Here is a 13,507-nt window from a genome sequence, read left to right on the forward strand (position 1 = left end):
ACCGGCGGCCCGGATTCAAAAGATGCCGTGGGGATCGAGATCCACTTTGAGTTGTACGGCGCCCATGTCGGGCCGGGCGTGAAATTCCTCGCGAGCGGCGCGGGCAAGGGCGTTGAGGCGTTTCGCGCTGCGCGACAGCACGCCGAGGTTCCATCGGTATTTGTTCATGACGCGCGCGACAATGGCGGGGGCCGGCCCGATGGTCTCGACACCCTTGAATCCGAGGGTTTCGATCTGTTCGCGGACAATGCGCTTGATCAATCCGGCGGCTTGACCGGCGAGGTCGGGCTTTTCGCATTCGACGGCGAAGTTGGCCATGCGCCGGATGGGCGGATAGGCGGCGGCTCTGCGTTCGGCAATTTCCCGGGCGTAGAAGGCCGCGTAATCGTGGCGCATGGCGGCCTGGATGGCGTAATGGTTCGGGCGGTAGGTCTGCACGACAACCTCGCCGGGCCGGTCGCCACGTCCGGCGCGCCCGGCGACTTGGGTGATGAGTTGAAAAGTTTGCTCGGCGGCGCGGAAATCGGGCAGCGCCAGGCTTGTGTCGGCATTGAGCACGCCGACGAGCGTTACGCCGGGATAATCGTGTCCTTTGGCGATCATCTGTGTGCCGATAAGGATATCTATGTCGCCCGCCGCAAAACGGCCGAGGATTTTCGCATGGCCGCCCTTACCCGCCGTCGTGTCGGCGTCCATCCGCTCGACACGCGCTTCGCGAAACGCGCGCATGAGATACTCCTCGACCTTTTGCGTGCCCGTGCCGAGGAACAGCAACGGATTGAAACCGCAATCGCCGCATACGGGCGGAATCTCTCGGCGCGCGTTGCAATAGTGGCAACCCAAGAACGCGCCTCGGGCATGGTACGTGAGACTAACGCTGCATTCGGTGCATTCTGCCACCCATCCGCATTTCGGACACAGCACGAAGGGGGAATGGCCGCGCCGGTTCAGCAGCAGGATGACCTGTTCGCGGGCGTCCACGCGGCGGTTGATTTCCTCCTCGAGAATCCGCGACAGAATGACCTGTCCGCCGAGTTCCTTGGTTTCGACGCGCATGTCCACGAGCCGGACCTGGGGCAGGTGACCGCGCGTCGCGCGATTCGGAAGATTCAAGCGGGTGAATTTTTCGATTTCGGTATTATAGTAGGACTCGATGGAGGGCGTCGCGGAGCCGAGTACGCAGACGGCGCCGGCCATTTTCGCGCGCATGACGGCCACGTCGCGCGCGTGGTAGCGCGGCGTATCGCCCTGCTTGTACGACGTGTCGTGCTCTTCGTCCACGATGACGATGCCGAGGCGGTGCAGCGGCGCGAAGATGGCCGAGCGGGCGCCGACGACGATGCGGACTTCGCCGGATTGCGCGCGGCGCCATTCGTCGTACCGCTCGCCTTTGCCTAGCGCGCTGTGGAGCACGGCAATCCGTTCCTGGAACCGCGCGACGAAACGACCGACGGTCTGCGGCGTCAGTGAAATTTCGGGCACGAGCAGGATGGCGCCGCGATCGAGCGACAACGCGTATTCGATGGCTTGAAGATAGACCTCCGTTTTGCCGGAACCCGTCACGCCGTGCAGCAGAAAGGTTTTGAATTCCCCGCGCGCCATCGCGCCTGAAATGGCGTCGAACGCGGCTTGCTGCTCTGCGTTCAGGCGCAATTTTTCCCGGGCGCGCGGATCGGCGTGAAATTCCGGCTCACGCCAGTATTCACGATTGTACCGTTCGATAAACCCGCGCTTTTCGAGCGCCGCCAACACGGCGGACGTCACGTCGTGCTTTTGATGAAGCAGCGCGGCGGGTTGATCCGGATCGTTGTGCAGGAGATCGAGATAGACTGCGGCCTGTTTTGGCGCGGTACGCTGAAGACGTTCGAGTTCCTCGGCGCCGGGTACGTTTTCCTCGATCAGCCGGGCATACGTCTCCGCGGCAATCGAAACCCCCGGCCCCGTGACAACCGGCTCGGCGAACAGCACGCCGCGCGCGACGAGCGACTGGAGCGTGTTGCTCAGGGATGCGCGCCCGACGGCGGCGGCGAGTTGCGCGTCCGTCAGCGGTCCGCGGTTGAACAGTTCCGCGATGACCCTACGCTGGCGATCGGAGTAGCGGCCCCCCGTCAACAATTCGGTTTGAAGCGTGTAGCGCATCGTCGTGCGCATTTTGAGTCCCGCCGGCACGGCGGTTTGAAGGGCCTCGCCGAACGAGCAGCAATAGTAGTCGGCGATCCAGCGGCAGAGACGGATCATGTCCGATGCGAAGATCGGCTTTCGATCCGGCAGATCGATGATGCGGCGCGGCGACTCGACCGGCGATGAATCGGACAAGGATACGATGTAGCCCGTCTCAATCTTGTTGCGCAACGGCACGATAACGCGCATCCCTGGGACGGCGCGATCCGCAAGCGCGTCGGGAATGGCATAGGTGAAAAGGCGATCGACCGGAAGCGGCAGGGCGACTTCCGCGAAAGGATGCGCGGCCATGCGCTATTCCCGCAGTTCGACGTCCCAATACGCCGTGTCCACGAATCGTTGCCAACTCATCAACTGGCTCGTCGGCACGCGGGCGCCCAACTGCGGCAGCCATGTCGGCTTGGCGGGCTTCCGGATAAGCGGCATGTGGGCTTCTTCGGGCGTGCGGTTGGCCTTGCGCACGTTGCACGCCATGCACGCCAGCACAAGGTTCTCCCAGCAATCGTACCCCCCCCGCGAACGCGGCACAACGTGGTCAATGGTCAGTTCGGCCTTGGCGACGCGCCGTCCGCAATACTGGCACGTGTTTTTGTCGCGCTCGAAAATGTTGCGGCGCGAAAAGCGCACGTCGTGCTGCACGAAACCGTTATATACCCGCAGAAGAACGACTTCCGGCACACGGATGCGGAAATTGACGGTATGGATGAAATGGCCCGTCTCCGCCGCGCGCGACAAATCACACCAATTGTCGAAATCGTATAGCGAATAGTCCGTCGGGTGAACCGCTCGGGCAATCCCCTGGTAGAGCAGAGAAAGCGCGCGACGTGCCGAAGCGATTTGCACCGCCACCCACGACCGATTCAGAACTAATACCTGAGCCTCCATTGGGTTTCGCTCACTTTCGCGTTGAAGTATAGCCCTCTTCCATCGCGGATGCAAATCCACGAGTTGCCTCATAATAAATCTACTCGAACGGGATTCGTTGCCTCACGGAAGAAATCTACTCGAAATGGGTTGAGAGATTTGACCGAATGGGATTATTCTTCCGGTAAGGGAGGTAGTTCCCATGCGGTTCAAGATGGCAGAACGCAGAACGGTAACAAAGGCGACGCGTGAACGGTATCGGAAAGCAACCAAGAAGGAAAAAGGGCGTCATCTTGGATGAGTCTTCACACTTTCGGTACCGTCCAGAGTGCATAACAGCCTCTACGTATATAGAGGCTCTCATAGAAGGAGGTGTTCGCAGAAAACGCTTGCTCATGGCCGTGCGTTGTGGCAAACTAACCCTGCCGGGCGAAACGGAGGCCGGCAATCCTGGCGAGGAGCCGGCCAAGGGATACCCCGGTGCGACTCATCGAGACGATGAGTCCTGTCGTACGACAGGAAGGGCGCGGGAGCAACCCTCTCACGTCCCCCTACAACTCATCGGATTGATAGACCGCCTAGGCCTCAAAAAACGCACCATTGAACCGGCGGCTACGACCGACTGTAGTCGCTTAGAAAAACCGGCGATTGTCCAATTTCCGCTGAACCGGTACAATTGTACTCTTCGTGTTCTTCGTGCTCTTCGTGGTCAGCCATTATGCGCGGATTCCAGGACATCTTGAACTATGGACGAAAATCTACTCAGTAAATATCTCGATTACGCCAAAACAGATGAGGCCCGTGCCGTTCTCTTTGTGAAAAAGCATCTTACTCAAGCAAGAGGACATTGGATAGATGTTTTCGACTGCCGACGATATGAGATATCCTCGGATCCTTTACATTTTCGATTCGTGGTTGGCGGCCTGTACAAACGAATAATACAACCGGAGTATCCCTCAGAATCCGCCTACATCATTGATGGCAAATTTGACAAGCGCAGTTACGTCTTGATGGTACGTGCCATAACATGGGAAACCGCGCATCAGGACATTCAACAGCAGAAGTCAAAGAACGTGGCTCCACGGAAATTCAAGATAACAGGTATAGCCTACAATAAAGAGCGAAGCATCAAAGACTTTTTCCGGGAGGATGCACCACCGGAAATAAAAGCCCTTGCAAATAACCTTAACGACCGCACAAACCCACTATGGGACGAGGCATTGGAATACGCCAACAGGCCAGAGTTTGTTTATGAGATTAAGAAAGTTCGCATCGACTAGGCGTGGTAAAAGAAGAAGTACCTTTGCGCCAGGAGCACCGGCATGAGTGAAAATCAGCGCGTCGAATGGAAAGAGTCCTGGCGTGATGAATATCTGCGATGGGTTTGTGGTTTTGCCAACGCGGATGGCGGTGGAAAAGAAGTCATCCACCACGAAGCGCACGAAGGCCACGAAGAAGGAGAAGAAGCTACAAGAAGAGGATGAGTTGTTTTGAGGGTGTATTATCCTAACGTGGAGAACGCAGAGGCACGCGGAGAATAGACATGATTGTACTCTTCGTGTTCTTCGTGCCCTTCGTGGTAAACAACGCTAGAATGGAATCATGAATATGGGACCATTCGTAGGCATTTGCCCCGGTGAGTTCTCGCAGCCGGAACTACAGGCTATAGAGCCATGGAGGAAGTCAATCATGAACGTAACAGTGGAAACCACTTTGAAAGGTATACGTCTCGGAGAAATTCAGACATTCCATAACTTGGCTGCCTTTCCAATTCTGGGGAACGGAACCGCAGGGCCCGACTATATCACGATGGGTTCCGCACTACAGAAAGGCATCTTGAAAATCGAGGAAGTGTCAGAAAGCGGCTCGGTACCTGATGTAAGGGTGATCAACTCCGGTGAGGTGGCGGTTCTCCTTCTTGATGGGGAGGAATTGGCGGGGGCCAAGCAGAATCGAGTACTAAACACGACCGTTCTTCTGAAGGCAATGAGCAAGACGGTCATCAACGTCAGTTGCACGGAACGTGGCCGCTGGTCGTACGCCACGAGGGAGTTTATGGATTCTGACGTTATGATGGCGCGGAACATTCGCGCAATGAAAAACCGGTCCGTATCCGCGTCTTTGAATCAGTCCCACGAGTTTTTTTCCGATCAAGTCGAAATATGGGATGAAATAGATGCTCTCTGCGCATCGGCTGGCGTTTGCTCAGAGACCGATGCGATGCGCGATGTATTCGAAGACAAGAAGAACGAATTGAATGACTGCCTGGAGGCGTTTCCCAAAGTCGAGAATCAACGTGGTCTCGTATTCTTGATTGACAGGGCAGTTGTCGGACTGGACCTTGTGTCGCGTCCAGAGGCGTATTCCGAACTTCACAGCAAATTACTGAGGAGTTACGTAATTGATTCCATGCCTCGAAATGACGAGGACCCTCGTCTTCCAAGCCCAGATGTTGTTCATCAGTTCATTGGGCAAGTTCTCGGCTGTTCGGAGGCAAGCTTTCCTTCTGTGGGGCTTGGATCTGATCTTCGTTACGAGGGTCGCGAAGTCTGTGGTTCAGCATTAGTCTGCGAAGACACGTGTGTTCACGCGGCGTTCTTCTCGAATGTTCCTTTTAAAGACGGGCCCCGGATGCGCGGGTTCCGCCAGCGTCGCGGATTTCGCCAATAGTTTTGCCGCGAGTAGAATAAACAGATCTCGAGGCTGGGGATCGTACTTAGAACGCTTAGCCAGCCTTCGAAGATGCCTTAGACCACTCGGCGCCATGCCGATTATTCAGAAGCGAGGATCCGTGGAAGTTCAATTTACTTGGGGTCGTTCTTTGTATGGCCACGGATTGGAATGAAGTTGCCCCCATTTTTTGGACAGTGTCCGCGTGGCGATCCGACGGCTCAAGCCGCCGAGTCTTTACTTAGCCACTGCCCAACAAATGGGGGCAACTTCACTTGCCGGCCTGTAACGTTTCCGTCATCTACGCCTCAAGAACTTCTTGCAGCACTGCCTGCACTAACGGACGCAAGAAATCCCCATTCGTCGCAAGCAACTCTTTCCATTCCAACCTCTTCGTGCTATCCTGTTTTCTGGGCATGGTGTCTTCTCCTTCACAGTTTGTTTAGTCTCAAATTACGGAGTACATCATACCCTCTTTTTGTAGAACTTTTTTTAGCATAACCCGCGGTTTATGGGTTGTATTTTGTCGGGGATAGGGTATAATTGGCTTGATAAAACGGTTTATTGAATTGCGGGAGCCCGTGGCGTCTGTTTTACGATATCCGGCGGTTCGGCGTTTATCTTTGTGCAACGGTTTTTTGTTTGACCGGTTTGATTTGCGAAACCGTCGCGGATGGCAACCAGGGCGAATCCCGGCCTTGTGCCGGGACAACGAAGGAGATTTGGATCATGGCTAAAAAGACCACGCTGCAAAAAGTGCTTGAGTTGGTGGCGGCATTTGTCATTGAACACAAGGGCCAGTGGTGCCACGAGGAATGGGAAGGATTTTTGGGGAAGGCCGCGGCGCTCGGCGTCGAGTTGACGGATGAAAACAAGCGGAACCTTGGCAATCTGCTTGAGGCGTCGAAAACCTTTTTCTGCGAAGGCGAATGCGCCTGCGCGGCGCCGGCCAAAAAACGCGCGTCGGCCCGTTCCAAGACGGCCGCAAAATAAGGGGCGGCCTCTTTCATGAAAAGCCGGGCAAGGGCGTAATCCCTGCCCGGCGGGGCGCATGCGGACCTTACGACACAGAGGGAGGAATGGCGCCATGTTTCGCCTGGGCATCGTTGGTTCGGACAACAGCCACGCGGAGGCGTTTTCGAAGCTGGCCAATCTGGACGAGGGAATCAATGGCCTTCGTATTGACGATGTGCGCGTGACGCATATTTACGGGACCGATCCCAAACGCACCGAGGAGGTTGCCGCGGCCGGCAAAATCCCGCATGTCGTGGGCGACAAGGAGGCGATGATCGGCCATGTGGACGGCATTCTCTGTGTCTGGCGGCACGGGGCAAGGCATATGCCGGACGTGCGGCCTTTTCTGGAAGCCGGCATCCCTGCTTTTGTGGACAAGCCGTTGGCGTGCAGCGTCGGCGACGCCCGAATCCTGATTGACGCCGCGCAAAAGGCCAACGTCGGGTTTACGTCCTTTTCGACGCTCCGTTACGCGGCGAACGTCGTCGAATATATTGCCGAATTGAAGAAGACGGCGGGCGTGCTCACGGCGGGCATGTCCACGGGGCCGGCCCAACTCGACAGCGAATACGGCGGGATTTTTTTCTACGGTATTCATGCCGTCGAGTTGATGAACGCCGTGTGGGGGTATGGGTGCGAACGCGTCCGGGCGACGCTTCACGGCGGCAACGTCGTGGCCACGTGCCTGTTCAAGGACGGTCCGATGGTCGTGTTGAACTTCCTGGGCAACGCCGCCTATGTGTTTCATCTGGCGGCGTTTGGAAAAGACGGATGGAAAGCGCACACCGTGGACAGCGCCACGTGCTATTACGATGGCATGCAGGTCATCATGCGGACTCTTCGGACCGGCCAATGGCCGCTTACGCCCGAACAATTGCTGGAGCCGGTCAAAATTCTCGCGGCCGTCAACCGTTCGCTCAAGGAGAACCGCGAGGTTTCAATCGAGGAACTGGACTGATTCAATGCGGCTGATCCGCCTTAGGAACCCTCCGCGATGCGCTTGAGCAGTTGGGCGGCGTATTCGGATTGGCTGCTGCCGCTGGCGTAGGCGCATGTCTCAAGGTAGCCTTTGGCGCGTTCGATCTGACCCATGTTGTAGAGCAGGATGCCGGCTTCGCAGGCGCCGAGGCCGCCGCCTCGAATCGTTTCGGATTCAATGAAAGCGTCGAGCGCTTTTTCCTTTTCACCCAGCGCGAGCAATCCGCGGCCCTCGAAATACTTGGCCTGCGCGCGCAATTCGTTGTCCTTGGCCTTTCCGGCGTCTTCGAAGTATTGGCGGGCCGTGCTCGTCAATTCCTCGTGCGCGTTGGCGGCAATCAGGGCCTCGCACAGTACGTCGTAGATGGCCATGTCGTGTCCCGGATCCGCCAGCGCCTGGCGCAGATAGGGCAACCCCGCTTCGGGGCTCTCGTGCCAGCGCAACATGCGGCCCAGGCGCATCAGGGCGTCGGCGCGGGCATTGCGGTCGTCGAAACGCCCCTCAAGGGCAAGCAGGTAGGCTTCCTTGGCCTTGGCGTAATCACCGGCGCGCTCGAAACGAATGGCCTGTTCGTGGGCGACGCCGGCCACGGCGCGATCCATGTCGCGCACAAGGGCGTCGCCATGCCGTGCAAAAGCGCCCACGCCGGCCATGAACGCAATCAGGGCGGCCAGCGTTAGGCCGGCCACAATCCCCGTCAGGCCGCGCGTCCATTCCCACGGCGCGGGTTCGTCGTCCGGCATGGGAACAGGCGGCGCTTCGGGAGCCGCCGGGACGCCGCGATTTTTCCGGTTCCTTTTCATGGTTCGGATTCCTTTCCCGCCTGCCCGAACGTTTCGTCGGTTTCAAGCGCGCCGGCCTCCTGTTTCAGCGATTGGCGCGAGGTGTTGTCGAGATTCGGCCATTGAAGCAGCGCGGCATAGCACTTCCTCGCCTCATCCTTGTTGCCGGCGCGCGCGAAAAACCGGGCCGCGTCGAGATGGATGCGAAAACTGCCGGGAGAGAGTTGAAGGGCCTGCCGTGCCAGGGCAAGGGCCTCGGCCCACTTGTCCCGGAATCCCAGCGCTTCCGCCCGCTTGAGCAGGCAATCGGCATACGGCTCGTCCCGCAGTCCGGGCAATGCCAGCGCAAAGGCATTGTCGGCGTGTTCCCACGCGCCGATCAACATGAAGATTTTCCCCAGATTGACCAGCGTTTCAGAACGCTGCGGCGGTTGAAGCGCGGCGGTTTCCAGCGCTTCCGCGCACAGATCCGCCATCCAGCCGAATTCGATGCCTAGACCTTGCGGCGGTATGGTTTTTCCGCGTTCCTGGCAGGCCTGTGCGATGGTTCGGGTTGCTTCGGGCAGCGCGGCGCCGTTCGTTTGCCAGATTTGCAGGAGGGCCTGGAGCGGTGGAATCAGTTCGGCTTTGCCCGCGGCCTTGAGATCGTCCCGCGCCTTTTCGATCCGCGCCCGAATCCGCGCGGTGCGATCGCCGGTTGTCGTTGTGGCGGCCAGGGCGTTCCACGCGTCGAGGCGGCCGGGGGCCCATTTCAGCGCGCGTTCAATCATCCGCTGGACCCGGTCGAGTTCCGTGTCCGTTGCGACATAGGCCTGCGCCGACCAGATGGCCAGCGACGCCAACACGCTGGCCCGCGCATCGTTGACCGTCCCCAGGCGCTCCATGGCCCATTCGGCCGCGCGAAGGAAGGCCGGATACCGCTTGTTGCTTTGCGCGAAATCGAAGAACAACTGCCATATCCGCTCGTCGCCGATGGCGGCTTCGACCGCAAGGCGGTACGATTTTTGGGCTTCGTCGAGTTCCCCGAGCTGTTCGTACGCGCTCGCGATGAGTCGGTGCACTTCCCCCGGCCGGGCGTACCCGTAGAAGAGGGCCTGTTGTCCGTGTTCGACGATTTTGCGCGAGGCGGCGGAAATGTCGGGCGATTCGGGGGCGGTGCGCACGAGCCAGTCGCCGCGCACGCGGTATGCGCGCGCCATCAGTTCATGCGTTTCCGACGCTTCGATGCAGAGATCGAGGGCCTTGCGGCCGATGTCCAGCGCTTGGTCAATGGCCTTTGTCATTTCCCCCGCGTCGAGCGCTTCCGGCTTCGTGCGCATCTGCATGAGCGATGCCCGGCTGAGATAGGCGCGGCCCAGCCACACCATGCTCTGAATTTCGCAGGGATTGCGGGCCAGCGCATCCTCGAAGAGCGGAATGGCGCGCAACGGCTGGCCCCGCATCATTTCCAAGAGTCCCAATTCACGGGGAAAGTGCGAACTCCAGGGAATGAGCCGGCGCCCCCGCGTCAGGCAGTCCATGGCGATATCAGGGCGGTTGTACCGCTTGGCGCCCTGGGCCTGCTGATAAAGGTATTGTCCGATGAAATAGCGCATTTCGACGACCGCGCAAACGGACGCGACAGCCAGCAGAGCCAATGCCCACAACGAGGGGCGGGGGAGAAAAGGCTTGTTTCGGCGGAGGGCCGATGTGCCTTCCAGCGCGCCGGCCAGCAGGAAAATGAACATGCGCGACACGGGCACGCGCGCGTTGAAGCCGAAAAGGCCGTCTATCGCGAAAATCGTGAAGCAGGCGGCCAGCACCAGGCCAAGACGCCGCCGGCCGGATTCCGTTGCGTGGAAAAAGACGGCCAGACCGTACACAATCCCGCATGCCAGAAACAGGATGTACAGTGCCGCGCCGGGAATGCCCGCGTCCACGCCTGCCTCTAAAAAATCGTTGTGGACGTGAAAATTCATTTTATGCTGGACGGCGTACCAATGCTGTTCGTAGGGCGTCCAGTAGCGGGGATTTTCAAGCCGGTAGTTTTCCGTTCCCCATCCGAACAGGGGGCGGTCGGCGATCATTTTGCACGAGCCGTAGTAACCCTGGTAACGCAGCAGGAGCGATCCGTCGAGCGGCATGTAATGGCCCGTGCGCGCCTTCGAGTAGAACGCCAGGCCGGTCGCGCCGATGGTTCCGAGGACGACCGCCGCCGCCAGCGTCGCAACGATGGCCCGCGCAGGTTTCATCCGAAAGCGGGCCATGCCATACGCAAGGCCGGCGAACGCGAGGCCGCCCGCCAAGGCAAGAACCCCGCCGCGCATGTGCGTGAAATACAGGTGCGCCAGCATGATGCCGGCCGGCAGCCAACACCAGCGATACTTCCGTTGCAATCCCAGCGCCAGCGCCAGCGGAATACACAGCGCCAGCATATGTCCCGCGAAATTCGGATTTCCGAACGTGGCCGGCAGGCGCTTGTATTCCTCCACGTTCTGCGTCGCCCATGGAAAGGGATCGTATCCGTATTTCTGGCTGAAGCCGTAGATGCTCGACAACGCCACCGCCACGCAGACTGCCGCCGCAAAGGCCCAGAATTCCTCCGGTTTCCGGAAGGCGTGTGCCGCCAGCAGATACAACATGATCGCGAGGGTCCACCAGCGCATTTCGTTCAGACTGTTCCACGGATGATCCGATATCACCGCGCAGAACAGATTGAAGCCCCAGAATGCCAAGACGGCCAGCGTCAGCAGCGATGGACGCCGGACCGGCGTCTGGCCATTCCATGCGCCAATGCAGAAGAGGATGCCCGCGAGGAGGGCCGTCCATGCCGCGATAAGATATTTTGCCTCTGTCGGGTCGCGCGCCAACGGAAACAACAACAACACGACGAGCGCCATGCCCAGCGCGAGCAAGACGCGTATCCCGCGCCGCACGTCCAATTCGAAACCACCCACATCCGTCACGATCCACACCTCTGCATCGTCTCAAGTCATTGGCTTGTTCCGACTATAGCAAATCATCGCGGGATCGCCAAACGATTCATCCTGGATTTGGTAGTAGAATCCGAAGGCTTCCGGCTTATTTCGTGGACGCGGTGGACTTTGCGGTCGGTATGGCTCCGCAAGGCGTTTCAGCGCCCGGATGAAGTCCACCGGGTCTGCGATGTCCAACTCGTCCATGGTTTGATTGCAGGAACTGCGTTCGACAGTCTGTTTCAGGTTGAAGGTGGATTTTCCCTTGGCAGCCAGCGGAGCCAAGTGAAGGCCAGCGCGACGGTCAGCAGCAGGATGATTGCGCCACCGGCGGCGGCGACGCCGAATTGATGCGTGATAAGGTACATCGGGGCGACGTAGAGCGTGCCGAGCCATGGCACAGCCAGCGCCAGCGATACGAGATCGCGCGAGAATTCGCTTTCGCGCTGGAACGAGGGATCTTCGCGCTTGACGTATGCGGCGACCGGATTCCACGCGCCGGCAGGCTGGACGAGCCGGTAGAAGCGCGAGAGCACATCGGATTCCGTTGGCGGCGTCAGAAGCGTGGCTGCCACACAGATGACAAGCACGGCCAGCGCCAGCGCGGGAAATGTTACAAAAACGGGCAACACGAGAATCTTCTGGTGTTCGAGGACGGCTTGGACCAGCGACAGGACCATTCCCGCGGCGGTTCCGGCGAAATAGCCCCAACCGTTCAGCCGCCACCAGTACCAGCGCAACACGTTAGGCAAGAGAACGCCCGCGCCGAGCGTCGCCATGATCCACGTGAACAACGCGTTGATGCTGTCCGCGAATTGCGAGATGACGATGCCGGTCAAAATCAGTGCGACCGATGCGGCGTAGCTCGCGTAAATCAGTTCCTTGTCCGACGCCTTGGGTCGCAGGTAGTTCTGGTACACATCGCGCACAAGGTACGAGGCGCCGCCGTTGACCATCGCGCTGAAAGCGCCCATGAACGCGGATACAAGCGCCGCGAGTGCGAATCCCACCAGTCCAGCGGGCAAACGGTGCGCGATCACGACCGGCATAACTTTTTCGGGATCTTTCTGGACGAGCGCGAGGAGATCCGCGTCGCCGGCGATTCCCGCGAGACCGAGAATCGCCACGCCCATCGCCATCGGAAACCGGACGGTATGGAACACGCCCCAGAGCATGCCCATCAGCGATGCCTCGCGCGGATTGCGCACCGCGAGAAACTTCTGAAAATCGAAGAGCTGTTCCGGCCCGCTGAAACACAGGAGCATGCCCTTCGCGACGTACGTCAGGATGACCGCGCCGAAGAGGTAGTACATCGAATCGGGCGCGATGTGGAACGGCGAATCCGGCGCGACGGCCCGGTCGAGTTTCCACACCGGCCACGGCGAATACCAGTCGGCTGGCGGCTGGATCGCAAGGCCGCGTCCGTAGGACTGATACCCGAGATACGCGATGAGGAGCGCCCCCGCGCTGAGGATGATTGTCTGAAAAAACTCGACGATGGTCAGGCCGCGGAATCCGCCGAGGACGACGTACAGTCCGGTGATGCCGATAATCAGCACCGCGCACATTCGGTCGGAAAACGGCAGGAATTGCGAGCCGAACTTGCCCATGCCGACCGCCGTGTAACCGAGAAAGGCAGACAATGTCAGGATCGCGTAGAGTGTATACGACAGGCGCGAGAGTTCGCCGCCGCGCCCGTTGCCGAAGCGGAGAACCATCCATTCGGCGCCGGTCAACACGCCGCTGCGGCGAATCCATTTGCCCATGTAGGCCATGTAGAACGCCGCGATCACGAACCCCCACAGCCATTGCACCCACATGCCGCGAAACCCGCACACGACAAGGATCGAGACGATCCACATCGTGCCCGTCACGTCGAAATACGAGGACGATCCCGACATGGCGAGCATCCACCACGGCATCGTGCGCCCGCCGAGGAAATACGATTCCATGCCTTTGGCCGCGCGGCGTTTCACGACGAATCCGACGCCGATCACGAACGCCAGGTAGGCCGCGAGGATGACGATATCGAGGGGAGTCAGCGTCACGCCGTTACGCCTTTC

Annotated in this window: 10 protein-coding genes; 5 read left to right on the top strand and 5 right to left on the bottom strand. The window is 59.3% G+C overall.

Features of this window, described 5'->3' with window-relative positions; genetic code table 11:
- Positions 1-15: 15 nt before the first annotated feature.
- The gene (gene priA / locus P5540_15535; protein HRT66229.1) at positions 16-2,472 is read right to left on the bottom strand and encodes a primosomal protein N'; all 2,457 of its coding nucleotides are present in this window, start codon (positions 2,470-2,472) and stop codon (positions 16-18) included.
- A 3-nt stretch (positions 2,473-2,475) separates the two neighbouring features.
- Positions 2,476-3,066 carry an HNH endonuclease gene (locus P5540_15540; protein HRT66230.1) on the bottom strand — a complete coding sequence of 197 codons (591 nt, stop codon included), beginning with the start codon at positions 3,064-3,066 and terminating at the stop codon, positions 2,476-2,478.
- Positions 3,067-3,791: 725 nt separating this feature from the next.
- On the opposite strand from P5540_15540, the gene P5540_15545 reads away from it, so the two are divergent.
- The 5 genes from P5540_15545 to P5540_15565 all read left to right on the top strand — a co-directional run bounded on the left by P5540_15545 (position 3,792) and on the right by P5540_15565 (position 7,687).
- Positions 3,792-4,325: a hypothetical protein gene (locus tag P5540_15545; GenBank protein HRT66231.1), complete on the top strand. Its 534-nt coding sequence runs from the start codon at positions 3,792-3,794 to the stop codon at positions 4,323-4,325.
- Between the two features lie 42 nt (positions 4,326-4,367).
- Positions 4,368-4,529 (top strand): hypothetical protein, encoded by a 162-nt coding sequence (locus tag P5540_15550; protein ID HRT66232.1) that lies wholly within the window; start codon positions 4,368-4,370, stop codon positions 4,527-4,529.
- Positions 4,530-4,734: 205 nt separating this feature from the next.
- A complete protein-coding gene (locus tag P5540_15555) occupies positions 4,735-5,715 on the top strand; it encodes a hypothetical protein (GenBank protein ID HRT66233.1) in 981 nt (326 codons plus the stop codon).
- 729 nt (positions 5,716-6,444) lie between these two features.
- On the top strand, positions 6,445-6,708 hold the full coding sequence (locus P5540_15560; GenBank protein ID HRT66234.1) for a hypothetical protein: 264 nt from the start codon (positions 6,445-6,447) through the stop codon (positions 6,706-6,708).
- Positions 6,709-6,802: 94 nt separating this feature from the next.
- On the top strand, positions 6,803-7,687 hold the full coding sequence (locus tag P5540_15565; protein ID HRT66235.1) for a Gfo/Idh/MocA family oxidoreductase: 885 nt from the start codon (positions 6,803-6,805) through the stop codon (positions 7,685-7,687).
- A gap of 20 nt (positions 7,688-7,707) precedes the next feature.
- On the opposite strand, the gene P5540_15570 is transcribed toward P5540_15565, so the two are convergent.
- From P5540_15570 to P5540_15580, 3 genes are all read right to left on the bottom strand, one after another.
- Positions 7,708-8,511 (bottom strand): hypothetical protein, encoded by an 804-nt coding sequence (locus P5540_15570; GenBank protein HRT66236.1) that lies wholly within the window; start codon positions 8,509-8,511, stop codon positions 7,708-7,710.
- Entirely contained in the window at positions 8,508-11,435 is a 2,928-nt protein-coding gene (locus tag P5540_15575) for an O-antigen ligase family protein (protein ID HRT66237.1), read from the bottom strand. Before P5540_15575 ends, P5540_15570 begins: the two co-directional genes overlap by 4 nt.
- Before the next feature lie 251 nt (positions 11,436-11,686).
- On the bottom strand, positions 11,687-13,492 hold the full coding sequence (locus tag P5540_15580) for a hypothetical protein (protein ID HRT66238.1): 1,806 nt from the start codon (positions 13,490-13,492) through the stop codon (positions 11,687-11,689).
- Positions 13,493-13,507 lie beyond the last annotated feature (15 nt).

This window comes from Candidatus Hydrogenedentota bacterium (assembly GCA_035450225.1).
Classification (GTDB): Bacteria; Hydrogenedentota; Hydrogenedentia; order Hydrogenedentales; family SLHB01; genus DSVR01.

Bases quoted from the DNA above. Each gene is read 5' to 3' on its own strand.
- priA (HRT66229.1), bottom strand. From the start codon at position 2,472: ATGGCCGCGCATCCTTTCGCGGAAGTCGCCCTGCCGCTTCCGGTCGAT.
- P5540_15540 (HRT66230.1), bottom strand. From the start codon at position 3,066: ATGGAGGCTCAGGTATTAGTTCTGAATCGGTCGTGGGTGGCGGTGCAA.
- P5540_15545 (HRT66231.1), top strand. From the start codon at position 3,792: ATGGACGAAAATCTACTCAGTAAATATCTCGATTACGCCAAAACAGAT.
- P5540_15550 (HRT66232.1), top strand. From the start codon at position 4,368: ATGAGTGAAAATCAGCGCGTCGAATGGAAAGAGTCCTGGCGTGATGAA.
- P5540_15555 (HRT66233.1), top strand. From the start codon at position 4,735: ATGAACGTAACAGTGGAAACCACTTTGAAAGGTATACGTCTCGGAGAA.
- P5540_15560 (HRT66234.1), top strand. From the start codon at position 6,445: ATGGCTAAAAAGACCACGCTGCAAAAAGTGCTTGAGTTGGTGGCGGCA.
- P5540_15565 (HRT66235.1), top strand. From the start codon at position 6,803: ATGTTTCGCCTGGGCATCGTTGGTTCGGACAACAGCCACGCGGAGGCG.
- P5540_15570 (HRT66236.1), bottom strand. From the start codon at position 8,511: ATGAAAAGGAACCGGAAAAATCGCGGCGTCCCGGCGGCTCCCGAAGCG.